The organism is Methanosarcina sp. DH1 (assembly GCF_020804205.1).
In the GTDB taxonomy this organism is placed as follows: domain Archaea; phylum Halobacteriota; class Methanosarcinia; order Methanosarcinales; family Methanosarcinaceae; genus Methanosarcina; species Methanosarcina vacuolata.
Genome location: NZ_WJBJ01000011.1, coordinates 37,975 through 63,068, shown reverse-complemented (window position 1 = coordinate 63,068; position 25,094 = coordinate 37,975). Strand labels below are relative to the sequence as shown.

Below are 25,094 nucleotides of genomic sequence, written 5' to 3'. Positions count from 1 at the left end.
TTTAAACTTCTCCTTCGATTGCCGCAAGCATTGCTCCCATCTTACGTTCGGTTTCCCTGAATTCATAACCAGGATCAGAATCAGCTACGATTCCAGCTCCAGCCTGCACTGATGCTTTCTTGCCCTGTACAATAATAGTCCGAATTACGATTGCAAAATCGGCGTCTCCGTTCCAGCTATAATATCCGACTCCTCCCCCGTAGATCCCTCGCGGGGAAGTTTCAAGTTCGGAAATTATTTCCATGGCGCGGATTTTCGGAGCTCCTGAGAGCGTTCCTGCCGGAAATATTGCCCTGAAAGCATCGAACTGGTCACATTCCGGCCTCAGAGTGCCTATAACCTTACTTTCGATATGCTGGACATGGGAATACTTCAGGACTTTCATGAATTCGGAAACCTTCACCGAGCCGCTTTCCGTAACCATTCTTACATCGTTTCTCCCAAGGTCGACAAGCATCACGTGTTCAGCCCTTTCTTTCTCATCATGCATCATGTGTGCAGCAAAGGCCTCATCTTCGGCTTCGGTTTTTCCACGGGGGCAGGTGCCTGCAATCGGGTTTGTGATTAGAGTCCTTTCATGGACAGTCAGCAGAGTTTCAGGGCTTGCCCCGACAATTGCCAGGTCTCCGAACTCAAAAATGTACATGTAAGGGCTTGGATTAATTGCCCGAAGCTGCATATAAAGTTCAAAAGGCGACTGTTCGAGCGTAAACTCGCATTTTCTGGAAAGGACTGCCTGAAAGATATCTCCTGCAAAAATATGCTCTTTCGCCTGGACTACCGAGTCCTCAAACTTCTGTTTTCCGGCATTGCAGTCCGAAACAGGTAAGCCTGGAAAGATTGATCCTTCTGGTATTGCAACTTCTACCGAGTTTCCAGAGAGTGCAGCTTCTTTGAGTATGGAATAGAGTTTTTCGGCTTCCAGAAGAGATTTTTCATAGATTTCTCCGGCATCCGAACCCGGATTTACGAAAGGAGTGATCACGATATATATCTCTTCAGTTATATGGTCGAAAACAAACGTTTTTGAAACCATCAGGTACTGAAGTTCCGGCATTTCGGATTCAAAGCCTTTTTTGACCCCTAACCAGCTATCGTAAATAGCATCATAAGCCGTATAGCCTATGGCCCCGCCCAGGAAAGTCTGCCTGTCAAAACGTTTCGCGTTCAGGAGTCCCATCCCATTTCCAGGAGGAAAAACCAGGCGAAGGGCATCGAAACCATCTTTTCCCTCAGGAATTGGAGCCGTGAATTTTAAGTTTCTCAGTTCTGAGTTTTCTTTCTCCGGACTCTCCTCTATGGTTTCACACCCACAGGTATCTTTGATTTTCGACCGAGCTTCTTCAAAAAAAGGAGACGCATTTGGGTTAAGGAGTTCAAGGGAAATTTTCCTGTCGCTTATCCTAACTACAGCATCAGGATCATTTCCAACAAAAGAGTACCTTGCCTTAGTTTCCTGTTTTTCCACTGATTCCAGCAGGTACGAATAACCTGAGGTCCCTGAGGCCCGCAGGGCGCGGTAAAGTTCAAGAGGAGAACATGTAACATTATCGATTCTTGCAAGGAGCTGGATAAAGCCTGGCTGGCTTACTCCTGATGCAAGCTCATTGAATTCTTCTTTTCCAAGGTCAAAGGAAAGCATTGGCACACCTCACTTCTTCAATAAAACTTTTGATTTTTACGGCATCTTTTTTCCCGCAGGTCTCAACCCCGGATGCCGTGTCTACAGCATAAGGCGAAACAGCCCTGATTGCTTCCCGCACGTTTTCAGGCTTGAGCCCGCCTGCAAGGATAAGGGGAAGCCGCGTTTCTTCTAAGATTCGCCGGCTCAGAGTCCAGTCGTGCACACAACCTGTGCCTCCGGGCTTTTCGGACTTTGCCGTATCAAGCAGAATGGAATCTACAATGTCGGCTTCTTCCAGAAGACTGACCTCTTCAAGCAGGCTTGAGACAGAAGTCGGATTTCCGGAACCTTCGTTTGACGCCTCTCCCTGTGCAGGTACGGACAGAGTTTTTATGATAGGGATGTCCGTTTTTTCTTTAATTATTTCAAGTTCAAGATGGGGCAACCTGGAGTGGATCTGCACGATATCGGGTTTTATTTTTTTAATCAGACCCACGGCAGTATCCGCGTTTTCAGGCATGATAACCAGTACGGAACTCATAGTTTCAGGGACTCTGGACACAAGGTAGGCAGCAGTGTCGGAATCAAGCTTTCTTGGGCTCTCGACAGGAACTTCTGTAATAAACCCAACTGCATCAGCTCCGTAAAAGGCTGCAAGTTCGATATCTTCAGGGCTGCGGATCCCACAGATCTTTATTCTCGTTTTCACTTTCGCTGTCATGCCCTCTCTCCCGAGGCCGGGCTTAATATGGACGTTTTTGAGCGCATTGACATGCTTTTTCCCGAAAGGTTTCCCTTACTTTTCTGTCTGTGAAACCCCGAAGTAAAAGTCTTGAACTGGTTGAATTTAACCATGACCTTTCCACTGTCAATGGCATCCTCGGCAATAGGAATTGCTTGCCGGATAGAACCTACTATCCCGCCTACATAAAGGGCGGCAGCCGCATTCAGGACTACAATGTCTCTTTTCGGCCCTTTCTGGCCCTTAAAAATGCAGAGTAGATCTCTTGCATTTTCTTTTGGAGTGCCGCCCTTTATATCCTCGGGATTTGCCTGCAGCATACCAAGATCTTCCGGGGTCAGCGTATAGGTTGAAACTTTGCCGTCTTTTAACTCCGCAACATAGGTTTCGCCCGTGTTTGTGATCTCATCCATTCCGTTTCCGTGCACAACAAGAGCATGCTCGGTCCCGAGTTCCGCAAGAGCACAGGCTATTGGTTCACAGAGTTTTTTATCAAAGACCCCTATCACCTGCCCTTTAGCACCTGCCGGGTTGGTCATTGGTCCCAGAATGTTGAAAACCGTGCGGACTCCGAGTTTTTTCCTTACCCCTGCAACTCTCTTCATAGCCGGGTGAAAAACCGGAGCAGCCATGAACCCTATTCCTATCTCTTCGATTGTTTGCCTGACAGCTTCGGGCTCCAGGTCAATTTTAATTCCCAGAGCTTCAAGCACATCCGAACTCCCTGACATTGAAGTGGCAGCCCGGTTTCCGTGCTTGGCTACAGGAACACCTGCTGCAGCAGTAACAATTGCGGCTGCAGTCGATATATTGATTGTATTAAGGCCGTCTCCTCCTGTCCCACAGGTATCAACAAGCCTGAAAGATGTTTTGGGCCGGATAGTGTTTCCGGCTTTTTTCATTCCCCTTACAAAGCCTGCGATTTCTTCGGGCTTTTCACCCTTTGCCCTCAGAGCAAGCAGAAATCTCTCGATTTCCTCATCCTGTGCTGTACTCAGAATTTTATCTATTGCATCTTCAGCTTCTTCGGGGCTCAGATCGTGCCCTTCTTCCAGCTTTTGAATGTATTTTTGCATTACTCCTCCCTCCTTTTAATCCTGATTTCTCCTTTTCCAATTTAATTCAAGATTCAAAATCTTCTCAACTGTTGACGTTCTTGATTTCTCGGATTATTTCTCTTTAACTGGCTCTTCTGATTCCGGACCTTTTCCTTTAACTGGCTCTTCTGATCCCGGATTTGAGTTCCTTTGCAAGAGCTTCCAGCCTTTCGTTTACGTCTTTTCCTTCCTCTATAATCTTGACAAAAGCCGAGCCGACTATGACTGCATCTGCTCCGGCGTCTCTAACTTCTGCAGCCTGTTTTCCTGTTGAGATCCCGAATCCCACAGCCTTAGGAAGCCCGGTTTCTACTCTGGAAAGCAGCTCTCTGGTTGAGGATGAGACATCTTCCCTTGCTCCCGTGACCCCAAGCCTCGAGACAAGGTAAAGGAAACCTGAACCTCTTTCCAGGATTTTCTGGACTCTTCCCTCGGTTGTTGTAGGTGCAATGAGAAAGATAAGGTCAAGCCCATGCTTTTCACAGCTATTTTTCAGGTCAGCCGCTTCTTCTACCGGGATATCGGGTACTATCAGTCCGCTTATTCCGGCATCTGCAGCCTTTTCCACAAATTTTTCCACTCCGTACCTGAACACAGGGTTGTAATAGGTCATGCAAACAAGTGGAATCCCAACATCCAGGGTTTTAATCAGCTCAAAATAACGCTGTGTATCCATGCCTGCTGCAAGTGACCTCTGTCCTGCCACCTGGATTGTCGGGCCGTCCGCTACAGGGTCTGAAAAGGGGAAACCGAGTTCTATGATATCCGCACCTCCGTTCACCAGAGCTTTTACAATCTCCCCGGTTTTTTCTGAGGACGGGTCTCCTGCCATTACGTAACAGATCAGGGCACCTTCCTTTTTCTCCCTGAGTTCTGAGAATTTTTCGGAAATTTTTTGCCTCTCCATTTTAGATCCCTCCTCTCAGGCTAAGGACGGTTTCCAGGTCCTTATCGCCTCTTCCAGACAGGTTTACAACCACTACATCTCCCAGTTCTCCGGCTTCTGAGGCTTTCTTCAGGTAAGCAAGGGCATGGGAAGATTCCAGTGCAGGAATTATTCCTTCATGCCTGCTCAGTTCATGGAAAGCTCCAAGTGCTTCATCATCAGTTGCATATCTGGCTGTAACCCTGCCGATTTCGGACAGGTAAGCCAGTTCAGGCCCTACTCCTGAGTAGTCAAGCCCTGCAGAAACGGATTCGGATTCAAGGATCTGCCCGTTCTTGTCCTGCAGTACTTTTGTTCTTGCGCCGTGCAGAATTCCTTCTTCTCCTGCACAGAGAGAAGCTGAGTGAAGGGCGGCTTTTTCCGTACATTTAAGGGCTTTTCCTCCGGCTTCGACAGCAATCAGTTTGACATCCTTGTCTTCAATAAAGGGGTAGAAGATCCCCATTGCATTGCTTCCGCCGCCTGCACAGGCAATAATGGAATCAGGCATACGACCTTCTTTTTGCAAAATCTGTTCCTTTACTTCCCGACCTATAACGCTCTGGAAATCCCTTACTATTACAGGATAGGGATGAGGCCCTACAACCGATCCTATGAGGTAATGCGTGTTTTCTATGTTTGTGACCCAGTCCCTGAAAGCCTCGTTAATAGCATCCTTAAGGGTTTTTGAACCGGATTCCACGGGTACTACTTCAGTGCCCATGAGTTCCATGCGGTAGGCGTTCATCTGCTGACGTTTGACATCCCTGGCCCCCATGTAGACAACAGTTTCAAACCCGAGATTTGCCCCTGCCATAGCTGTTGCAGTCCCATGCTGTCCTGCACCGGTTTCGGCAATCAGCCTGGTTTTTCCCATGTATTTTGCAAGCAGGGCCTGTCCTATTGCATTATTTAATTTGTGGGCCCCTCCATGCACAAGGTCTTCCCTTTTGAGGTAGATCTTTGACCCGTACTTTTTGCTCAGGTTCCTGGCAAAATAAAGAGGTGTTTCCCTGCCTGCAAAATCCCGCAGGTAATGGTCAAGTTCGGCAAGGAATTCAGGGTCATTTTTATACCGCTCATATCCCTCTTCCAGCTCTTCTAAGGCCGGCATGAGGACTTCTGGTACGTACTGCCCCCCATATTTCCCGTATTTTCCTTTTACCTGGCCTGTCTGCCCGTTTTTCAAATTCTTCTGCGAACCTGCGAGTTTATTTAAGTATGAGTCCTTTGCAGGAAATTCTGAAACTTTAGTTTCTGTCAATTCAATTACTCCCTTGTCTTTTTGATGAATCCTGTAACATAATTTTGATATCGCGTTTGTAAGCGTAGTTTTTGAATAAACTTTGAATAAATTTTAAATGGATTTTAAATGAATTTTAAATGAATTAGAGTGGATTTTCCAACCTGTCCAGTCAGGCTGAAAGCTCCGAAAAGTCTGGAAAAACAGTTAATAACGCCAACCAGCGCCCTGGACGAATTCTTTCGTTTTATCAAAAACAGAAGCACTTTCCATAAGTGCGGAACCTATCAGCACGGCATCCGCGCCTGCCTGAATTACCCGTCTGACATCCTGTACGCTGTTCATCCCGCTTTCACTTATTATAAGGTGCCTGGTTCCGTGATCAAGGTCACATTCCCGGATAATGGGAGCCAGCTCTTCTGTGGTTTCGAGGTTGATTTTAAGGGTCTCTAAGTCCCGGTTATTAATTCCTATAACTCTTGCATCGGTTTCCAGAGCTAAATCGAGTTCTTTCCTGTTGTGGACCTCTACCAGAGGCTCCACCCCTTTTTTAAGGGCGAGCTCAACAAAAGTCCCGAGTTCTTCTCCAAGGATACCTGCAATCAGGAGTACAAGATCACTTTGAGCTTCTTCAAGCTGCACCCTGTCAATAATGAAGTCTTTCCTCAGGACAGGCAAGCAGACCTTACTTCTAACTGAGTCCAGGTTTTCAAGTGATCCCCTGAACACACCAGGCTCGGTCAGGACTGAAACTGCAACAGCTCCGGCTTCTTCCATCTCCCATGCAAGCTCGGCAGCCGTTGCAGGTGGAATATCCCTGAAAGTCCTCCCTGGAGATGCGGGCTTGACCTCTGCAATTACAGGCACCCTACCATCGGCTTTTGCGTCTGCCACAGCCGAGATAAAGTCCCTTTTCTCAAATCCCATCTCCTGGCTTTCACTGGAGGTCTGCGGCCCAAGGGCCTGTATACGGGTTTTTGTTGTGTTGAGGATGTGAAGAATTGAAGCGTGCATTATGTATCACTAAAGTATATTTTTGTACATCAACGTCTAATGAAGTACTTTGTATAAAAAGGTTTTGGATAAGCACAATATAAACTGAAATTCCTATTTCGTAAAAGTCGCAAATCCTTGTACTCAGTTAAACATATTTTGGATTTTAAGAATGGAGTTTATTCCTTGCTCATTTTCAACGGTTAATTACTTCTCACTGGTTCACTACTTCTCACTGGTTCACTACTTCTCACTGGTTCACTACTTCTCACTGGTTCACTACTTCTCACTTATTCAGAACAGGAAGAGAAAATCGCAAAAATAATTCTATTTTGAAGGAACTGCTAACGTGTTTGATTTTCGTTTTTTACTCCATTGAGTAAGGGAAGTTAGGAATTATTCAAGTATAATATCAAGGTATTTGTTGCCAAAAATCATTATTGAGATACTGAAATTACGGATCAATTTCTGAACTGCAAATTTGAAGTTATATTTTTTATCATTCCTTCAAATTTAAATAAAAAACTTTATAAATTAGAATAGTTGTAAATTACTAACATTTTTTTATATAAATATGAAGCAAAATATAAAGGAGGAACTTAAAATAGAATATCGACACGCTAACAAATTTAGGATAACGTTACTATTTTTTATTATCTTTTTTCTGGGATTAATGAGTGCATCAGTTACGCACGCTGAAAGTTATAAGTTTGTTACCAAATGGGGTTCTTATGGTGATGGTGCTGGACAATTAAATCATCCACGTGCCATTGTTGCAACTTCATCTGGATATATTTATGTTGCCGATACAGACAATCATCGAGTTCAGGAATTTAATAACAATGGCAAATTCATTAACCAATGGGGCTCTACTAATGATGTATCACTGGGGTATGTAATCGGTGTTGCTGTAGATTCTTCAGGTAACGTTTATGTTACTGATACTAACAATCGCATTGTGAAGTTTGACAAAAATGGTAATTTCATTACAAAATTTGGTTCTTATGGAAGTGGCAATGGACAGTTCAAAGATGTTCATGACTTTTGTTTAGATTCATCTGGCAATATTTATGTTGTCGATACGGGCAATAATCGAATTCAGAAGTTGGATAACAACGGAAATTACTTGATGCAGTGGGGTTCTTATGGCAGCAGTAATGGGCAATTCAAGAATCCCATTGATGTTGCCTTAGATTCTTCGGATAATGTTTATGTTGCTGACAAAGATAACCATTGCATTAAAAAGTTTGACAGTAGCGGAAATTATCTAATGCAATTCGGTAATTCTGGCAATGGCGATGGACAGTTCAATAACATTATAAGTGTTTTTGTTGATTCTTCTGGCGATATTTATGTTTTGGACATAGGGAATACTCGCATTCAGAAGTTTGACAGTGACGGCAATTATCTAACACAGTGGGGTTCCTATGGGACAAATGATGGGCAATTCAGAAACCCTGAAGATGTTGCTGTAGATTCTTCAGGCAATGTCTATGTTGCTGATGCTGACAACAATCGCATTCAGAAGTTTGCTCCAGTATATCCACCAGTAGCTAATTTTGTCAGCAATGTTACCACAGGCTATGTTCCCCTGACAGTAAAGTTTACTGACAAAAGTACAGGAACACCATTTTCCTGGACATGGAACTTTGGAGATGGGGCTTCTTCAACGGTAAAGAATCCGATACATACATATTCCAAAGCAGGAAAATACACCGTAAAACTTACTGCAACCAATGAAGGGGGCAACAGTACTGCAACAAAAACAAATTATATAACTGTCAAAACGACTACTGTAAAACCGGTTGCAGCTTTCTCTGCATCTCCAACATCCGGGAAAGCGCCATTAACAGTTAAATTCACAGATAAAAGTACAGGAACGCCGACTAAATGGAAATGGACTTTTGGTGACGGAGCAACTTCAACAAAACAGAATCCAACTTATAAGTATTCAAAAGCAGGAAAGTATACAGTGACACTTACGGTTACCAACGCAGCAGGTAGTAACACGGCAACAAAAACGAATTATATAACAGTAGTAGCAAAACCTGTTGCTGCATTTTCTGCGTCACCAACCTCCGGAAAGGTTCCATTAAACGTTAAGTTTACTGACAAAAGTACAGGAACGCCGACTAAATGGAAATGGACTTTTGGTGACGGAGCAACTTCAACAAAACAGAATCCAACTTATAAATATTCAAAAGCAGGGAGTTATACTGTTAAGTTAACAGTAACGAATGCTGCTGGAACTAACACTAAAACTATTTCTAAGTATATTACAGTGAAAAGTAAATAATAGTGTTGACGAGTAACCAATGAAAATAAGCAAGGTATAAAAGGCATTCAAATTCTATTGAATATAATCCTTTTAACCTCGCTTTAAATTTTTGAGAGATATATAAACTTTCTGTTTTATTCGTTAATCTCCAAGTCATATCTTGAAAAAACTGACTCTTCGCCATTCCCTATGGATAAGATTATTTTCAATTCAAGGTCGCATTGGTTTTTATGGGGACATTATGAGGATATCCACACAAAAAAAAGAAGAGCTAAAGAACTACACGAATTTCAAGGAAATCCTAACTTATCCTCTTCAAATTGTATGAATAAGTAAATTTCATGTATTTGTTGAAAATTTAAGAACTTAACTAAGTCTAAGAAACATGTACACACCAGGGTATAAAAACAACAGCAGTAAGCTAACAATGTCCTAAACTCAAAATTTTACATATGACGCTTAATGCATGTGATTTTACCTCCGGAGTGCAGAAGTCCAAAAACATACTGAGGTATATAAATGAAAAAAATTAAATTTGATAAAACATGCAGAAGACATTTCCTCATTAAAGCTTTGGGAATTACGGCACTTGCACTTTTAATGTTGGTGAGTATCACAGGCGCAGCACCATTTGCATATATTGTTAATAGTGCTGGACCTGCTGGCGACGGGGGAAGTTTTTCGGTAATTGATACCGCTACAAATACTATTACAGCTACCGTATCTGGAAATCTAGATGGTCCAGGAGTTGCAGTAAATCCAGCAGGAACAAAGGTATATGTTACAAACTCAGGTACCTATGATGATCCGGGAAATACTATCTCTGTAATTGACACCACGAAAAATAAGGTTACAGCCACGGTAAAAGTAGGAAATGGTCCTTATGGAGTTRCAGTAAGTCCTAATGGAAAAAAGGTATATGTTACAAACTCAGGTACCTATAATGATCCGGGAAATACTGTCTCTGTAATTGATACTGCAACAAATAAGGTTACAGCTACGGTAAAAGTAGGAAATCGTCCTTATGGAATTGTGGTAAGTCCGAATGGAAAAAAGGCATATGTTGCAAATTCAGGTACCTATGATAATCCCAGCTACGCTGTCTCTGTAATTGACACAGCAACAAATAAGGTTACAGCCACGGTAAAGGTAGGCCTCGCTCCTAGAGGAGTTGCAGTCAACCCGGCTGGAACGAAGGTATATGTAGTGAACTCCGGAGACCCTGCAGACGGTTGTTTTGTCTATGTTATTGACACAGCAACAAACAAGGTTACAGCTACTGTATCTGCTGGAATCTTTAATGATGGGGGAGTTGAAGTCACTCCAGATGGAAAAAAGGTATATGTGGTAAATTTGGGAGAGACTGATGCTGGATATGGTATCACTGTAATTGACACAGCGACAAACAAGGTTACAGACTTTGTGGAGAATGGATTTCATCCTTATGCTTTCGGACAGTTTATAGGTCCTTCAGTAACACCTCCAAAAAAACCGGTTGCAGCTTTCTCTGCATCTCCAACCTCAGGAAAAGTACCATTGAAAGTGCAGTTTACTGACAAGAGTACTAATAGCCCAACTTCATGGAAATGGGATTTTGGAGATGGAACCACTTCAACAACTCATAATCCACTCCACACGTACATTAAAGCGGGGACTCTAACGGTTACTCTTACAGCAACTAATTCCGCTGGAAGCAGTACAGTAACAAAAAAGAATTATATAAAATTGACAGGGAGTACAACACAAAAACCGGTTGCAGCTTTCTCTGCATCTCCAACCTCAGGAACTAAGCCATTGGTAGTTACATTTACTGATAAGAGCACAAACAATCCAACCTCATGGAAATGGAATTTCGGAGACGGAACTACTTCAACAACCCATAATCCGATCCATACATATATTAAAGCAGGAAGCCATACTGTGACTCTTACAGCAACCAACTCTGCAGGAAGCAATAAGGTAACAAAAACAAATTACATAAAAGTAACAAATCCCGTAAAACCGGTTGCTGCTTTTTCTGCCTCCCCCAGGTCAGGAACTAAACCATTAAAAGTGCAGTTTACTGATAAGAGTACAGGTTCACCAACCTCATGGAAATGGGACTTTGGAGATGGAACCACTTCAACAACCCATAATCCGCTTCATACGTATATTAAGAAAGGAAAACTTACTGTTAAATTAACAGTAAAGAATGCTGCTGGAAGTAATACCAAAACTATCTCTAACTATATTACAGTAAAGTAAGTAAAAGTATTAATGAAAAACTAATAAAACATCCAGGGTCTAAAAGGTATTTATATTCATTTAATCAATCAACCCTTTTAGCCCTGTTTGATTTTTTTGAAGTCTATTTTTTGAAGTCTTTTATGCTTTCTGTTTTAATACCTGTTACTCGCCTATCCGAAAAATATTATCTACTTTAACTTTTCGACATGCATTATCGAGTGTTCAGATAGGTTTCAAGTGCTGGAGCAAATTCTGCGGAGTTTCACTCTGATGTGGGTAGAAGGTCATTTGAAAATCTCTTATAACTCTCAGCATAATTTATTTAGTAAAAATAATTACAGAATTCTTTACATAAGATCAATGAATGGTGCTGCAGCACACAAGAGGATTTTCCTTGAGTGCCATGGCGAACATTTTTTATATCTTAACCTGATGTATGCTCAAGATTGAGGTGCAGCCGTGGAAACAAAGACTGTTAAAATTAGTGCCGAGCTCTACGAGGCGCTTGATTTTTGTAGAGACCGAAATAGTGACAGTGCCTGGGAGTCAAGGAGCACGATAATCAGAAAACTATTAGCTCGATACGATGACACCTGCCAGCTTATACACGAAAACGGTAGCTACTGGTTCGTCATTAACGGCAGGAAACGAAGTTTCCCGGAGCTCTCGCATACTACGGAGAATGTGAGAATCACGCAGGGCCTTCATGACAGGCTCAATGAAGCGAAAATCCACCCTGATGAAACAATAAATACTGTTTTGCAACGTTTGTTGTTTTCGTACTATGGCAACAAACTGGTTTACCGTATTAACATAAAATCCAGCAATAACAAGGACAGCCAGGATTTAATATTTTTCATGCACGAAGTACTTCTGACAGAACCAAAATTTAATAACGCATTGTTTGTCGAAGTTGTAAATGTAGAAAATTACCCGGAAATAAAAAGCAGATACGAAAAAAGCACATTACCTCTATCGATATTGTACGATTTTGAAGACCATGAGGTATGGCGCATGGAAGGAAAGCATGATTTATATGAGGTAAGAAGGAAGTTAGAGTCCTTTATCGATTCATTAGAAGAGTTTATTGATTGACGTGTGGCTGAAGCTTGCAAACAGGCGATTCTCCGCACCTCATTTCAGAAAGCTTTTGAATATATTTTCCTTTTTATGTGGTAGCAATGGACTTTATGTGGTAGCAATAGACTAACATGTTATATGGTCCAATACAGACATTTTAACTATAAAAACCCGTAGTCGAACCTTAACTGTTTTCGCGCCGAGAGAAAAAACGTATGCTAAAAACATCGGCCAGTTCAGCCGGAAATAATACCATCAGGTTTCCTGCGAACCGCCAAAAAAGAAAATTAATCTGCCGACAAGAAATCGGCTTAAAGTAATTAAATTATAACCTGTATATCTGACCTGAATATCTGGCAATGTGAATATTTGCTAAAAATCTGCTTGTTGAACTTGCAAATTTAGTAAGATCCTCTGATTTTAGTATTGCAATCTCAGTCAAAAAACTCTGTCATTGCTTTTACACTTTTGAACATCTCGACAATCATAGGTGTAGTACTATTAGGTTCTCCAATGGTCGAGTTAGCAGCTTCGATCATACCGTCAGGGTATCCGATGGTTGAATTAAGCCGCTCCATGTTTTCGTTTAAGGAAACCACGGAATTTTCCATCTCACTCAAATTTTCAGGGTCCGATTCCAGCACACCGAGTATGGAATCCGTTGTTGCTATGCCTGCTTCTGTCCCTTCGATTGTAGGCTGCAGAAACGGATATTCCTCAACGCGGGCGTTCAGGGTTCCGTTTATGAGGTTAAGGTTGAGGTCAAGCATCTGAAGCATGGATGTGAGAAAACGGAAGTTCAGACCTATTTCCTGATCCATCAGTTCATTTTCGTTGTACGTTGATGCGAAATTTGTTTCATTGTTTTCATCTTCAAAATTAGTCTCCGCTACGTCAGTTCCTGCTAATGAAATTGGAAGCGTTAACAGAATAACCAGGAAGCATGTAGCTATCCTCAGGTAAAAAACCTTGGTTCTGTTCATAATAATTTCCCCCACTATAACCTTTCCAGTTTAGTAAAATTACTTCCTGTCTAAAAATACACCCAATAGTCTATAAAAACGCAACGATTTATTTAAAATAATGTAGAAAGTAGAAAACCTTCATAAAGAGAAACTTGAAGGGTTATATCAAAAATTACTGTCCTGTAGCTGTACTTTTATTGGAGTGAACTGTAAACTATGGGAGAAAGTAACGTAAAAAATAACAGGTTATCTGAATGTAAAGGAAGACAGGACTATATAATGTACTCATAATATAATGTACTCATAATATAATGTACTCATAATATAATGTACTCATAACTGGAACTTCACCAATTTTTCAGATAAGCAGTAGCCCGTTTTGCCAATCATTGATTATTCTGGTAGCAGTCCGTGTTTCGTCCACTTCACCTTTTTTTTGCAGGAAATTGCACTGTTTGCCTATCAGTTCAAGCACATCATAGGAGGTCTCATCTTTGATTATAATACTATAGAAGGACTCAAGGGCCGTTTTATTTTCGGCAAGCATTTTTTCAATCATCTCCAGAGCGACACCGATTTTGTCCTTAAGATGAGTTGCATCCTTTATTCCGAGCAGGCCCTGCAGATACTCGTCTTTTTCATCAAAAGGAATCACTCCAGGTGTATCGATAAACATGATGCGTGAGCCTGCATCCACATGCTGGACGCCCTTCGTGTGGCCGGATATGGGAGACGTGCTTGCCCGGTGCCGACCTGTAACGCCGTTGATTACTGAAGATTTGCCAACATTGGGATAGCCCAGGGTGCCGACAAGAACATCCTGCCCTTTTATACCGGCTTTCACAGCGGCCGACGCAAGGATCTGGTGCCTCAGCATCGTTGTTCCGGATCTATCCTTGCTGGAAACAAAAACTACAGGTGCAATTTTTGAGAGAGGGGCTTTGGTTTTTTCAAGTTTTTCTCTTGATACAAGGTCGGATTTATTGATTACTATAATGAAAGGTTTGTTCAAGCGGATTATCTCGCGCTCAACTTCACTGTTTCGGGTCTCTTCAGGAAACCTGGCATCTATTACTTCAAGAAGGACATCAGCTTTTTTGATAACATCTTTTACAAGGGCTTTGTAGCTCGCCATATGCTCTGGCTATGGCACAAGCTGGTATATAAGATAGTGAGTCGGGTTCAAAAGAGAGAAGATCGAGGGTTCGGCTTGTGAACACGGGCATGGGCATTTGTAAGTTCATGAATATTGAGTTTTGAGTAAAGCTGCAGTTTGCGGCTTTATTTTTCTTATTTTTTCTTTTTAATATCTTATTTTACTCTGCAAGCTTCGCTGCGTATTCTGCAGCGTAGAGGGCAAATATGTCAAAGTCTCTCAGGTTTTCAGCAAGCAGTTTTCTTAATATGTCAAGATCCACTTCTTCATAAACATGGACCAGGATATTTCTGAATCCAGCAGAAAATGAAAATTTTTCTGCGAACTCTTCAGGAATTATTTCGTGTCTGCCAAGAATCCGAAACACACTCCTATAATCTTCAGGCCTTTCAAGCCCCTCTTTTGAGATAATGATTTCTCCTATGTCAATAGCACATTCAATTGCAAGTTGAAAATTTCTCTCTACTGCGGAACGCTTTTCATAGTTGCTTTCAAGGTCCGGGCTTTCGGGATCTATTGATTTAAGGTAGTCTACGCAACGCTGCATAAAGTTCAATTTTCTAAATAACTTATCTGCTACTGACATCCTGAATACCCCTCTTCTCCCTGATTCGTTTCAGTAGTTCACTATTTAAAAAATCTTCATGGTACTTTCGGTCCAGGTATCTGGACATGACATATTGTTCCACGTCCAGTTTCAGGTCTTCATTTCTCACAAATAACGGCACATTGGGCCTTATGACTTCAAAATTAATAACGGGTGAAGCATCGTTCATCACCAGGAGGTCTACATGATCGTTCTTAAGGATGGTTGAAAGCTCTCCAATTAATTCCAGACGCTTCTCTATCCTTTCTGCTTTTGTAAGTTTGCTGGAAAGATAAACACCTATATCGATATCGCTTAGCGGCCCTTCCGCTCCCTCTGCTGTCGAACCAAAGAGATATGCAAGTTCTACATATTCCTTTTTATTAAAAAATTCAGGAAGCAAGATACATAGAATTTCTTTCCCGATGTCGTGAATTTTAAGACCCATTGTATTTTTCTCTATGTCCTGTTCTTTCAAATACGTTATGTTGTAAGAAAGGATATACATGATAGATTGTGATCTTCGCAGGCTCACACTTCCAACAGTTATTGCGGTCTGGGTAATCGTTTCCCTCTTCAAATTTGTCTATCCTGAGAGTGTCTGGAAAGGGCTCTGTGAGACCTGCCTGGATTCTGCCCAAGAGACCTATTTAAGCATCAAGAAAGACGAAATCTCCTGTCGGAGAAACAAATGCGTTCTGTGCGGTAAAATTTTGAAGGAAGCGATTTAATAAAGGTGATTGAAAAGGGCAATAAAAAGGATAAAAATAAAAAATAAGTGTGATTTAAAACTTATTTTTGATGCACAAGTGCATTTTAGTCTAAAATGCGGGTTTGAGCTACCTGCATACAATTTGATTTTTTCATTGACTTTTATAGCAACTCAGCTACATTTTTTACTGAAAGTTGAAAATTTCTCTACTGCGGAACGCTTTTCATAGTTGCTTTCAAGGTCCGAGCTGTCGGAATCTATTGATTTAAGGTAGTCTACGCAACGCTGCATAAGGTTCAATTTTCTATATGGATTTAAAGTCAGCACTGCCATTAATCCAATTATAAGGAGTTTGAATTTTCAGACAGCTTCTGTGTCAAGATGATAAAAACGCTTATATTGTAAAAAAGTAATAAGATTTACACTACAAATTAATTTTAATAGTTTTGACAGACTCATAAAAGACAAAGAAACAATAGAAACAGAGGACGTAAAATGAGTGGAGACGAAATGGATAAAAAGCGTAAGAAGATCGCAAATAAAATAATTAGCGATATGACGATAGACGGTGCTTCCAAAGAGGACCTAAAAATTCAAAAGAAAACAAATAAGGAATTATTAGGACATGAAGGCGAAGTGGAACTTTAATATTTTTAGTCTGTAACTGACATGCAATTATCGAGTTACTATCTGAAATTTTTTGTATTTAGTCAAATACCCAGAAGTTGCTGAGGGGTAAATCAACGCAGCTTTGATTTAATCTTTCTTTCATTACTTTTTTTATTTTTTAATGTTTCATATTTACTTTGAAAATCTTGCTACGGCTACGAATTTTACAGCATAAAAAGCAAATTTATTAAAGTCTTTCAGGCTTTCAATAAGTAATTTTTTTATAGCCGTACAAAATGATTAATTCTATTTGCCGGATGTTGTCAAAAGGATGTTGCCAAAATGAATTTTGAATTGAGAAAGTGGAAAAAAACCGATGCTGAAAGCTTTTTCAAGTATTCCAACAATACAAAAATTGCAAAAAATATGAGAGATTCTTTTCCCTCCACTTTAGATGACTGCAGAAAAACTGTAGAAAGCTTTAGCTGTAACGATGAAACACAGCAGTGCTGCAGGGCAATTATTGTGAACGGAGAAGTTGCAGGGAGCATTGCATTATTCCTTAAAAATGATGTTTATTGTAAGAGTGCAGAGATTGCATACTGGCTTGGCGAATCTTTTTGGGGTAGGGGAATAATGAGCGAAGCAATAAAACAGCTTTGCCGGGCAGCTTTTGAACAGTATGATATTGTCCGGATATTTGCAGAGCCCTATGCACAAAATATCGGCTCAAGAAAAGCTCTTGAAAAAGCCGGATTTGTTTTAGAGGGCATAATGAAGAAAGGTGTCTATAAAAATAGTAGTTTTTTTGATTATTGTATGTATGCTCTTGTGAAATAACTTGTGAAATAACTTCTGCCTTGTCACTGGTACCAATATTCTCAAATCCGAATTTTAGAGAAACTTTAATTTCTAATTGATCAACAACTCAAGCGACCTTCGAAGGAATTGAGTATGCTCATAATTCACGGTTATGCTTTTTTTCATTTCCTAATCGAATGGTCCGTACGATGAAGAATATTAATGTGCCAAATATGATTATCAAAAAAATAGGTAAAAAAATGACTGACAAAGGCTGTACAGTTACAGTATGATAATTCAGGTAAAAGAATATAGCTAAGATCTCGACTTTCATGAATATAATTAGATTCCTTGTACTGAGGCACACAGCTTCTTTGTTTTCCTCGGTTATTTGAACAGGAACATTCCACATCTGTGGGAAAAAAGATACTACAGTAATGAAAGTATAAAGCAAAATACCTATGGCTGGTAAAATAAGGGTTTGATATTTACTTCCCCATCTATCGATTTCACCCAGTGCATTATAGTGCATAGGAACTTGTTGAGGAATTTGGTCCCACTGAGTGTAAATAAAAATGAGCATCCCGACTAAAAACAGAAGTCCTATAATTTCCAAAACAAGTTGGAGTTTAGTATACTTCAATTTCATAGTGAGATTCTCCCTAATAAACAAAACACAAGCTTCTATTGCTTGTATTATCGGTCTTTGGCACATGCCTTATTTTATAACATGCCCTATTTTGTACCCTATTTTATAGTAAAAGGGGGACAAACTCTTCAATTGTACAAAATATATAGGCAGTATATAGCGCTAATGTACTTATAACTTATTTCTACAAAAAGCTAAAAATGGAAGGGGAGATCGTTTTAGATCTCCTGTTCAATAGTCTCTTTTTAAGCATCTTCACTGTGATCTCTTAAATTGATCTCTTAAATTGATCTCTTAAATATGTGACCATCTTGCAAAGTACGGCATTCCTTCTTCATACACACCAGTGATATTTTCTGTGGTAACATTTTTTGTATCAAAAGATGTGTCTATGAACTGATTATTTCCTATGTATATTCCCACATGAGTGGCAAGCCAGTATATTCTGCCGTTTTGGGGAACGTCCTTTTGCCAGAAGATCACATCTCCCGGAGCTGGAGAGCTTGTATTTACATAATCTGTATTATTTTTCATATCAGGTACTTTCTGGAAAAATATGTCTTTGGCGCCTACCTGGCTGTATACTTGATATACTAAGTGAGAACAGTCAATGGCAGTTGTATTATTGCCCCCATGTACGGATTTAACTCCAAGCCAGTTGTTTGCGGCTTCTAATGTTGCGTTTTCTGAGGTTCCAACAGGAGCTGCTGCTCCAAGGGGTATGAGTGCTATTAAAATAGCCAGAAGGAATGTGACTATTAATCTGTCTTTACTTATCTTCATTTTTTCTCATCAATGTCCGTGTTTTTACCAGTGTCGAGTAATCATCAAGGATTCAATAATTCCAAATAATTGCAATTGATTTAATACGAGATTTTGTTGTTGACTCGACGCTGGCCTAATTATTGTTAAGGCTTGTTTATTATACATCAAAATAAATTTATTTTTATAATTACCACTACTTAACGACGTTAACATATATACATAACGGCAGGAGTCCATTTTGGTATGAAAGTAGAGACTCTGAAATAAGGATTAACTGAAAGTTTCAGGTTTGATTTGCTGATGCCTGTAGTACCAGATTATATAAACTGGGGATACATACTTTCTGAATACAGGAATCTGAGGGGGAAATAATGGCAAAAAGGTTAAAGGTCGCAAATCCGGCCCGTTGCATAGGCTGCTACTCCTGTATGATGGCCTGCGCAAGAACCTGGTATGATACTATATCTTTGAAAAACAGCCGAATTGATATACAGACCCGCGGGGGGATCGAAACTCCTTATTCTCAAATCGTCTGCCATGCCTGCATAGACCCTCCTTGCATGAGGGCATGCCCGCTGGGTGCGCTTACCAAAAGGAAGGGGGGAGGAGTGAATCTCAATAAAGAGATCTGCGATGGCTGCGGAAACTGTATAGAAGCCTGCCTGGTGGGAGCTATCCATCTGGACGCGGAGAAAAAAGCCGTAATCTGCAAACACTGCGGCGTATGCTCGAAGTTCTGTCCCCATGATGTGCTGGAAATGATTGAAGTCGAAGACAGCGGAGAAGTAAAGCTTACTGACACGGGCCCTGCTCCGGATACGAGCCCGGTTAGTCCTACTGCATCTCATAAAGACCTCTACAGAGGAGAAGAAACAGGGGAGGGAAAATGACAACCGAGCAATACGCTATTGAGGGGCTTAAGAATATACTCTATATTGACCTGAGCAGCCATAGTTATCATATTAAGGAAAGGCGCGACCTCTATGAGAAATATCTGGGTGGTGTGGGAGTTGCCACAAACCTCATGCTTGAAGAGTACAGAGAAGGCACAGGGCCGCTTGATCCGGAGATGCCAATAATCCTCAGCACAGGGCCGCTCTCGGGAGTATATCCTACCTGCACCAAAACAGTTGCATTGTTTCGTTCCCCTCTCAATGGAGAATTGGGAGAATCCTATGCAGGTGGCCATCTTGCTATGTCCATGCGCTATTCAGGGTACGAAACAATTGTTATCAAAGGGGCCTCCCGATACCCTGTGTATGTGGCAATCCACAACGACAAAGTTACCTTCAGGGACGCTTCTTCCATATGGCATCTCTCTTCAGCAATTGATGTTGGAAAAATCCTGCGCGAAATAGAACCCGGTGCAGGCAGGCGCAGTATTATCAGAATTGGGCCTGCCGGAGAACGTGGGATCACATATGCCGATGTCAATGTCGATACCTACCGCCATTTCGGGCGCCTCGGGCTCGGAACGGTCTTTGGGGCAAAGAAACTTAAAGCTATGCTTATTTCCGGAAACAGGGAGCTGAAAAGCCCTGAGCACAATGCTTACCGAAAGACTGTCAGTATGCTCTATGACACTATTGTGAAAACCGGGCTCACTGAGAAATACCATAACCTGGGCACAAGCGAAAATATTCTGGTTTTAAACGAACTTAAAGGCCTGCCTACCCGAAACCTACAGGCAGCTTCTTTCGAAGGAGCTGAAACGATTTCAGGAGAGTTTTTTGCCGAGAAATATCTTCTCAGGCGGGTCTCCTGCGCAGGCTGCCCAATTGGATGTATCCATGTAGCCATGCTAAAGCGAGCCTTCTCAAAAGCCCATGAATACGAAGCATTGAATATTTCTTATGATTTTGAATTGATCTATGCTCTGGGATCGAACCTTGGCGTAGCTGATCCTGAAGCCGTGCTTGAGCTTATTGATGCCTGCGAAAAAACAGGGGTTGATATAATCAGCATGGGAGTTGTACTCGCCTGGGCAACAGAGATGCAGCAACGCGGGAAGATTTCCACTGACGAGACTATGGGGCTTAAATTTTCCTGGGGAGATAAAGCTACATATCTGAGGGCAATAGACCTTGTAGTCCAGGCGCCAAATGAATTTTACTCAGACCTTGGAAAAGGGGTGGAATATGCCTCCAAAAAATACGGAGGAGAGGACTTCGCAATTCGACTTGGAGGACTGGAAATTCCGGGCTATCACACAGGGCTTGGAAACATTCTTGGACTCACCGTAGGTGCCAGGCACTCCCATCTTGACAGCGCAGGTTATTCCGCAGATCAGAAAGCATTTAATCAGCCAATTTCAGATGAGCAGATTGTTGATTATATAATTGATGAAGAAAACCGGCGCAATGTCCTGAACTGCATGATTTCCTGCCTTTTTGCCAGAAACGTCTACACATACGAAAACGTGATTCTGGCCCTTAAGGGTCTGGGAATAGAAAGAACCGAAGAGGAATTAAAAGCACTGGGAAAGGATATTTTCAGGAAAAAGTATGCATTAAAAGAGAAACTCGGATTCAGGTTCGAAGACCTTCGAATCCCCAAAAGATTTTTTGAAACTCCTTCCACCACAGGGGTAATTGAAGAAGAAAGAGTTAAAAGAGCAATTGAGCTTTATAGAAAGAAAAGGGGAGTATGATCTACGATAGAGTTGAACCTGAATCTACGATAGAGTAGAACCTGAATCTACGATAGAGTAGAACCTGAAAGATAAAGCAGGACCTCTTATTTCGCAAGCCCCCTGGATTATAAAGATTACTTGTTAACAGCTTTCATAAGGTAGATGGATAAAGATTACTTTTTAACAGCTTTCATAAGGTAGATGGGATGGGCATAGTCAAGCTTATCCAGCAAATTCCCTTTTTTCCTTGCAGAACGGCATAGGGAATTCATACGCTCAATATTAATATTCTCAAAACCCGCATCATTTAAGAACCTGGATACCTGATCAGGTTTTAAACTATAAAGAGGAAGGTCTTTTTTTATCGGGTTATAGTGTTGATTAAAGGGGTTATGAAAGTTTCTTTCCTTTATGGAACGTATGCCATCCGATATGGTTCGGATCGATTTAAGGAATATACCCGAACTGAACCAGTCTCCATCGATGGCAATGATCATACCGTCTTTCTTAAGCACCCGTTTCCATTCAGACAGAGCCTTCTGCGGATCAGGAAGTGTCCACAGGAGAAATTTGCTGGATACCACATCAAATTGCATGTCCGGAAGCTGCAGATCCTCAGCATCCCCCTGGATGAAGTTTATGTCCAGAGACCTCTTCAAGGCGTTTTTTCTGGCTTTTTCAAGCATCCTTGTCGACAGGTCAACAGCAGTCACATGATGACCCAGCTCCGCAAACATCAGGGCAAGTTGACCTGGCCCTGTACCGATATCGAGTATTTCAAGATGTTCTCTGCTATCCACTATTGATGAAAGCATGTTTTTCCAGGTGGCCCATTCCTCCTCGGATTGTTCCACAATGCCAGTATTATAAGTCTCACTGCGATAATCCCAGTAGTTTCTTATCACTTCTTTAGCTTCCATGTGTTCACTCCACAAATATGAGTTAGGGAAATGATTTTATGAATGATAAATAAATGGTGATTTAACGAATAAAAATCTTATATATTGTAACACTATATTGAATGAAAATATAAAATATTATCGTTTTTTAACACAAGTATTAGTTAGCATAATAATTATAGGAAGGCAGAGTAAACGAAAAAAAGCCCGGATATATAAAGTAAAGTTTCAGAAAATTCAGGTATAGAATAAGGCACGATAAATACTGAGGTAAGATGAGTGTTTTAGACAATTGAAGGTTTGAAGCTTGCTGGTTTTTCAGTCAATCGCTTAAGTGCCATCAGTTTCTAAAAAATCCAATTCATAACTTAGCTTAAAATTAGAGAGACTCAGAAGTTGTCTGCTTTGAAAGACATAAGATTGTAAGACTTGAGTTATATGAAAGGTGAGACTCAGAAGTTGTCTGCTTTGAAGGACATAAGATTGTAAGACTTGAGTTATATGAAAGGTGAGACTCAGAAGTTGTCTGTTTAGAATGAAAGTTCTTTCAAGTACTTTCATCTCTTTGTGCCTGTTATTAGAAGAATTTCATGTGTGTTTTGAAGGTAACTGCATAAGTCATATGAGATAAGATCTTTTTTTATATTTTTGAAATTTCTGAGAAAATACTCCAATATATTATTATTTTCACATTCGTGATTGTTTCGAAAGTTTTATAATGGTTATGTTTTTTAAATATTTCAGCATAAAAATTAGTAGAATATTATTATTAAATTCTATTGGATTTTATATTTGTCTGACAAAATTTTTAAAAAGGTAAGAAAAGACGAAAGCTCGTGTATGTGAAAAAGGCTGCAATAAGTGCAGGATTGTTGTTCTACCTGCAAATTAATACTGAAATAATTTGCAAAGAAGCTGTGCTGGAAAAAACACAGATCAAAATTCGAGCCTCTTAGACAACTTTGTTGGATACCATACGGTTTCAAGAGTGTCCCTCTGAAAAAAGGGTGATTTTAAGTTGAACTTTCTCACAATTTCTAATTTATATGTGAATTTTCCTACTGAAGATGGTCTGGTCAAGGCAGTAAACGGCGTAGATCTTTCCATTGCTGAAAGCGAAATTGTAGGCTTAATAGGTGAATCGGGTTCCGGCAAAAGCGTCCTTGGGCTCTCTATCATGAGACTGCTACAGGATGACGTAATCTTTAAAGGAGACATTCTCTACCGTGGAAAAAACCTGTATTCGATTGAAAAAGAGGATATGAGAAAACTAAGGGGTAAAGAAATCGGTATGATTCTCCAAAATCCAGGAAGTTCTCTCAATCCGGTACTGACCGTGGGTTTTCAGATAGCTGAGCCTCTCATGCTGCATAAGCACGTAAAAGGCAGCCTGGCTATCGAGATGGCAAAGGAACTTCTGGGACGCGTAAAGATCAAAGAACCCTCTAAAAGAGTAAAGGAATACCCTCACCAGTACAGCGGAGGAATGAAAGAAAGAGCAATAATCGCTATGGGTATTGCCAGCGAACCGCGCTTTATAATCGCTGACGAACCAACAAAAGGCCTTGATGTGACTGTAAAAAGGAACATAGTGAAACTGTTAAAAGAAATATCTAATAAAAAAACGATGCTAATCATCACTCATGACCTTGGAGTTGCAGAGGAATTATGCGACAGGATTGCTGTGATGTATGCCGGAGAATTAGTTGAAATCGCTCCAGTAACCTCGATGTTTGAAAGCCAGCTACACCCATATACTCAGGGTTTTTTTAACTCCCTTCCTGCCAGGGGGCTCAAACCTGTAAAAGGCAACAGCCCTTCTTTGATCGATCTTCCTGATGGATGCAGGTTCCATCCACGCTGTACCCATTGCACAGACAGATGTCGAAAAGAACATCCTCCGATGGTTGAAAAAAACAGAAGGCTTGTGAGGTGCTTCCTCTATGCTTGAAGTTACGGGTTTAAAGAAAACGTTTACTTCCGGCATAATCTCCAGAACTGTGACCAGAGCAGTAGATGACGTATCTTTTTTTATAGAGAAAGGAGAGACCCTGGGCCTGGTTGGGCAAAGCGGTTGCGGGAAATCTACTCTCGGACAATGTGTACTGAGGCTTATTGAACCAACAGCAGGAAAGATCGTGTTCAATGGCACAGATATCACTGCCCTTGATAACAGAGCTCTGAACAGCATCCGGCCTTCAATGCAGATGATATTCCAGAACCCTGACTCTTCTCTTGACCCTAAAATGACGATTGGGCAGAGCATAGCAGAACCGCTAAAACTTAAAGGAAATAACAGGGAAAAGACCGAAAGCAAGATTGTTGAGCTTATAAAGCAAGTGGGGCTGAGTCCTGAACATATCCACCGTTTTCCTCACCAGCTCAGCGGGGGCCAGAATCAGAGGGCAGTTATTGCAAGAGTGCTTGCCCTTGAACCTATTTTTATTGTTGCCGATGAGCCTACAGCCTCCCTTGACATCTCGGTACAGGCCCAGATTTTGAACCTGCTAAAGGACCTCAAAGAAGAATATGACCTTACCATGCTGTTCATTTCTCATGACCTTGAGCTGATGAAACACATGTGCGAGAGGGTAGCTGTGATGTACAGGGGAAAGATTGTGGAAACTGGAAAGATCGAAGATATCTTTCAGCATCCTCTGCACCCTTACACAAAGTTGCTGTTGACAGGGGATTCTGATCTCGAAATCAGTACAGTGGACTATAAGGGAGCCAAAAATCAGGGAACTAAGAATCCGGTATGTTCGTATTATTTTGAATGTCCTTTGAGATCAAAAGCATGCTTAACAGAAACACCCGAGTTGAAGAAAGCTTCAAGCAATCAACTCGTGGCATGTCATCAGATATTGAAAAACGTGTCCGGCAATACAATCCGGATGGAGAATAAGTGAAAAAAATATTGTTTAGACAGCTTGAGTCTGACATTGTTTCTGGACTTCAAGAAAGTGAAAATTTAGAAAATTGAGAAAGGAAAGTGAAAATTTAGAAAATTGAGAAAGGAAAGTGAAAATTTAGAAAATTGAGAAAGGAAAGTGAAAATTTAGAAAATTGGGAAAGGAAAGTGAAAATTTAGARAATTGGGAAAGTGTAGATC

24 protein-coding genes are annotated in these 25,094 nt (G+C 41.0%); 10 read left to right on the top strand and 14 right to left on the bottom strand.

All coding sequences use genetic code 11. The features are described from left to right. Position 1: 1 nt before the first annotated feature. The 6 genes from trpE to FXW07_RS06040 form a co-directional block, all read right to left on the bottom strand. On the bottom strand, positions 2-1,642 hold the full coding sequence (gene trpE / locus FXW07_RS06065; protein ID WP_229394659.1) for an anthranilate synthase component I: 1,641 nt from the start codon (positions 1,640-1,642) through the stop codon (positions 2-4). Then, positions 1,629-2,345 carry a phosphoribosylanthranilate isomerase gene (locus FXW07_RS06060; protein WP_229394658.1) on the bottom strand — a complete coding sequence of 239 codons (717 nt, stop codon included), beginning with the start codon at positions 2,343-2,345 and terminating at the stop codon, positions 1,629-1,631. Before FXW07_RS06060 ends, trpE begins: the two co-directional genes overlap by 14 nt. Further along, positions 2,342-3,442, bottom strand: a complete 1,101-nt coding sequence (gene trpD / locus FXW07_RS06055; protein ID WP_229394657.1) for an anthranilate phosphoribosyltransferase — start codon at positions 3,440-3,442, stop codon at positions 2,342-2,344. The genes FXW07_RS06060 and trpD overlap by 4 nt, the downstream gene beginning before the upstream one ends. Before the next feature lie 136 nt (positions 3,443-3,578). Next, a complete protein-coding gene (gene trpA / locus FXW07_RS06050) occupies positions 3,579-4,370 on the bottom strand; it encodes a tryptophan synthase subunit alpha (protein WP_229394656.1) in 792 nt (263 codons plus the stop codon). Position 4,371: 1 nt separating this feature from the next. Continuing rightward, entirely contained in the window at positions 4,372-5,577 is a 1,206-nt protein-coding gene (gene trpB / locus FXW07_RS06045) for a tryptophan synthase subunit beta (RefSeq protein ID WP_255678797.1), read from the bottom strand. Positions 5,578-5,838: 261 nt separating this feature from the next. Continuing rightward, on the bottom strand, positions 5,839-6,645 hold the full coding sequence (locus FXW07_RS06040; protein ID WP_229394655.1) for an indole-3-glycerol-phosphate synthase: 807 nt from the start codon (positions 6,643-6,645) through the stop codon (positions 5,839-5,841). Positions 6,646-7,297: 652 nt separating this feature from the next. Here FXW07_RS06040 and FXW07_RS06035 point away from each other — a divergent pair. From FXW07_RS06035 to FXW07_RS06025, 3 genes are all read left to right on the top strand, one after another. Beyond that, on the top strand, positions 7,298-8,920 hold the full coding sequence (locus tag FXW07_RS06035) for a PKD domain-containing protein (RefSeq protein ID WP_229394654.1): 1,623 nt from the start codon (positions 7,298-7,300) through the stop codon (positions 8,918-8,920). 501 nt (positions 8,921-9,421) lie between these two features. Beyond that, on the top strand, positions 9,422-11,146 hold the full coding sequence (locus FXW07_RS06030) for a PKD domain-containing protein (protein WP_229394653.1): 1,725 nt from the start codon (positions 9,422-9,424) through the stop codon (positions 11,144-11,146). A 441-nt stretch (positions 11,147-11,587) separates the two neighbouring features. Further along, on the top strand, positions 11,588-12,223 hold the full coding sequence (locus tag FXW07_RS06025; protein ID WP_229394652.1) for a hypothetical protein: 636 nt from the start codon (positions 11,588-11,590) through the stop codon (positions 12,221-12,223). 419 nt (positions 12,224-12,642) lie between these two features. Here the strand turns inward: FXW07_RS06025 and FXW07_RS06020 are convergent, their stop codons facing one another. From FXW07_RS06020 to FXW07_RS06005, 4 genes are all read right to left on the bottom strand, one after another. Further along, positions 12,643-13,191: a hypothetical protein gene (locus FXW07_RS06020; RefSeq protein ID WP_229394651.1), complete on the bottom strand. Its 549-nt coding sequence runs from the start codon at positions 13,189-13,191 to the stop codon at positions 12,643-12,645. Between the two features lie 340 nt (positions 13,192-13,531). Beyond that, positions 13,532-14,308: a GTPase gene (locus FXW07_RS06015; protein ID WP_229394650.1), complete on the bottom strand. Its 777-nt coding sequence runs from the start codon at positions 14,306-14,308 to the stop codon at positions 13,532-13,534. Between the two features lie 181 nt (positions 14,309-14,489). Beyond that, positions 14,490-14,915 (bottom strand): DUF86 domain-containing protein, encoded by a 426-nt coding sequence (locus FXW07_RS06010; RefSeq protein WP_229394649.1) that lies wholly within the window; start codon positions 14,913-14,915, stop codon positions 14,490-14,492. Next, positions 14,899-15,363, bottom strand: a complete 465-nt coding sequence (locus FXW07_RS06005; protein ID WP_229394648.1) for a nucleotidyltransferase domain-containing protein — start codon at positions 15,361-15,363, stop codon at positions 14,899-14,901. The genes FXW07_RS06010 and FXW07_RS06005 overlap by 17 nt, the downstream gene beginning before the upstream one ends. Before the next feature lie 58 nt (positions 15,364-15,421). On the opposite strand from FXW07_RS06005, the gene fpoO reads away from it, so the two are divergent. Continuing rightward, complete coding sequence (gene fpoO / locus FXW07_RS06000; RefSeq protein WP_255678782.1) at positions 15,422-15,646, top strand: F420H2 dehydrogenase subunit FpoO; 225 nt, start codon at positions 15,422-15,424, stop codon at positions 15,644-15,646. 152 nt (positions 15,647-15,798) lie between these two features. On the opposite strand, the gene FXW07_RS05995 is transcribed toward fpoO, so the two are convergent. Continuing rightward, positions 15,799-15,960 carry a hypothetical protein gene (locus FXW07_RS05995; protein ID WP_229394647.1) on the bottom strand — a complete coding sequence of 54 codons (162 nt, stop codon included), beginning with the start codon at positions 15,958-15,960 and terminating at the stop codon, positions 15,799-15,801. A 162-nt stretch (positions 15,961-16,122) separates the two neighbouring features. Here FXW07_RS05995 and FXW07_RS05990 point away from each other — a divergent pair, with 162 nt between their 5' ends. After that, positions 16,123-16,275, top strand: coding sequence for a hypothetical protein (locus FXW07_RS05990; RefSeq protein WP_156151061.1), 153 nt, complete (start codon positions 16,123-16,125; stop codon positions 16,273-16,275). Between the two features lie 303 nt (positions 16,276-16,578). Next, positions 16,579-17,076, top strand: a complete 498-nt coding sequence (locus tag FXW07_RS05985; protein WP_229394646.1) for a GNAT family N-acetyltransferase — start codon at positions 16,579-16,581, stop codon at positions 17,074-17,076. 118 nt (positions 17,077-17,194) lie between these two features. Here the strand turns inward: FXW07_RS05985 and FXW07_RS05980 are convergent, their stop codons facing one another. Further along, positions 17,195-17,686: a DUF1648 domain-containing protein gene (locus FXW07_RS05980; RefSeq protein WP_229394645.1), complete on the bottom strand. Its 492-nt coding sequence runs from the start codon at positions 17,684-17,686 to the stop codon at positions 17,195-17,197. Positions 17,687-17,980: 294 nt separating this feature from the next. Then, positions 17,981-18,469, bottom strand: a complete 489-nt coding sequence (locus tag FXW07_RS05975; protein ID WP_229394644.1) for an NlpC/P60 family protein — start codon at positions 18,467-18,469, stop codon at positions 17,981-17,983. A 353-nt stretch (positions 18,470-18,822) separates the two neighbouring features. On the opposite strand from FXW07_RS05975, the gene FXW07_RS05970 reads away from it, so the two are divergent. Then, on the top strand, positions 18,823-19,341 hold the full coding sequence (locus FXW07_RS05970; protein WP_229394643.1) for a 4Fe-4S dicluster domain-containing protein: 519 nt from the start codon (positions 18,823-18,825) through the stop codon (positions 19,339-19,341). After that, a complete protein-coding gene (locus tag FXW07_RS05965) occupies positions 19,338-21,101 on the top strand; it encodes an aldehyde ferredoxin oxidoreductase family protein (protein WP_229394642.1) in 1,764 nt (587 codons plus the stop codon). Before FXW07_RS05970 ends, FXW07_RS05965 begins: the two co-directional genes overlap by 4 nt. Positions 21,102-21,256: 155 nt before the next feature. Here the strand turns inward: FXW07_RS05965 and FXW07_RS05960 are convergent, their stop codons facing one another. After that, entirely contained in the window at positions 21,257-22,003 is a 747-nt protein-coding gene (locus tag FXW07_RS05960; protein ID WP_229394641.1) for a class I SAM-dependent methyltransferase, read from the bottom strand. Between the two features lie 997 nt (positions 22,004-23,000). Between FXW07_RS05960 and FXW07_RS05955 the strand changes: the two genes are divergently transcribed. Together FXW07_RS05955 and FXW07_RS05950 are read left to right on the top strand one after the other, a co-directional pair. Next, positions 23,001-23,933, top strand: coding sequence for an ABC transporter ATP-binding protein (locus tag FXW07_RS05955; RefSeq protein ID WP_229394640.1), 933 nt, complete (start codon positions 23,001-23,003; stop codon positions 23,931-23,933). Further along, positions 23,926-24,891: an ABC transporter ATP-binding protein gene (locus FXW07_RS05950; protein ID WP_229394639.1), complete on the top strand. Its 966-nt coding sequence runs from the start codon at positions 23,926-23,928 to the stop codon at positions 24,889-24,891. Before FXW07_RS05955 ends, FXW07_RS05950 begins: the two co-directional genes overlap by 8 nt. Positions 24,892-25,094 lie beyond the last annotated feature (203 nt).

Bases quoted from the DNA above. Each gene is read 5' to 3' on its own strand.
- trpE (WP_229394659.1), bottom strand. From the start codon at position 1,642: ATGCTTTCCTTTGACCTTGGAAAAGAAGAATTCAATGAGCTTGCATCA.
- FXW07_RS06060 (WP_229394658.1), bottom strand. From the start codon at position 2,345: ATGACAGCGAAAGTGAAAACGAGAATAAAGATCTGTGGGATCCGCAGC.
- trpD (WP_229394657.1), bottom strand. From the start codon at position 3,442: ATGCAAAAATACATTCAAAAGCTGGAAGAAGGGCACGATCTGAGCCCC.
- trpA (WP_229394656.1), bottom strand. From the start codon at position 4,370: ATGGAGAGGCAAAAAATTTCCGAAAAATTCTCAGAACTCAGGGAGAAA.
- FXW07_RS06040 (WP_229394655.1), bottom strand. From the start codon at position 6,645: ATGCACGCTTCAATTCTTCACATCCTCAACACAACAAAAACCCGTATA.
- FXW07_RS06035 (WP_229394654.1), top strand. From the start codon at position 7,298: ATGAGTGCATCAGTTACGCACGCTGAAAGTTATAAGTTTGTTACCAAA.
- FXW07_RS06020 (WP_229394651.1), bottom strand. From the start codon at position 13,191: ATGAACAGAACCAAGGTTTTTTACCTGAGGATAGCTACATGCTTCCTG.
- FXW07_RS06015 (WP_229394650.1), bottom strand. From the start codon at position 14,308: ATGGCGAGCTACAAAGCCCTTGTAAAAGATGTTATCAAAAAAGCTGAT.
- FXW07_RS06010 (WP_229394649.1), bottom strand. From the start codon at position 14,915: ATGTCAGTAGCAGATAAGTTATTTAGAAAATTGAACTTTATGCAGCGT.
- FXW07_RS06005 (WP_229394648.1), bottom strand. From the start codon at position 15,363: ATGGGTCTTAAAATTCACGACATCGGGAAAGAAATTCTATGTATCTTG.
- fpoO (WP_255678782.1), top strand. From the start codon at position 15,422: ATGATAGATTGTGATCTTCGCAGGCTCACACTTCCAACAGTTATTGCG.
- FXW07_RS05995 (WP_229394647.1), bottom strand. From the start codon at position 15,960: ATGGCAGTGCTGACTTTAAATCCATATAGAAAATTGAACCTTATGCAG.
- FXW07_RS05990 (WP_156151061.1), top strand. From the start codon at position 16,123: ATGAGTGGAGACGAAATGGATAAAAAGCGTAAGAAGATCGCAAATAAA.
- FXW07_RS05985 (WP_229394646.1), top strand. From the start codon at position 16,579: ATGAATTTTGAATTGAGAAAGTGGAAAAAAACCGATGCTGAAAGCTTT.
- FXW07_RS05980 (WP_229394645.1), bottom strand. From the start codon at position 17,686: ATGAAATTGAAGTATACTAAACTCCAACTTGTTTTGGAAATTATAGGA.
- FXW07_RS05975 (WP_229394644.1), bottom strand. From the start codon at position 18,469: ATGAAGATAAGTAAAGACAGATTAATAGTCACATTCCTTCTGGCTATT.
- FXW07_RS05970 (WP_229394643.1), top strand. From the start codon at position 18,823: ATGGCAAAAAGGTTAAAGGTCGCAAATCCGGCCCGTTGCATAGGCTGC.
- FXW07_RS05965 (WP_229394642.1), top strand. From the start codon at position 19,338: ATGACAACCGAGCAATACGCTATTGAGGGGCTTAAGAATATACTCTAT.
- FXW07_RS05960 (WP_229394641.1), bottom strand. From the start codon at position 22,003: ATGGAAGCTAAAGAAGTGATAAGAAACTACTGGGATTATCGCAGTGAG.
- FXW07_RS05950 (WP_229394639.1), top strand. From the start codon at position 23,926: ATGCTTGAAGTTACGGGTTTAAAGAAAACGTTTACTTCCGGCATAATC.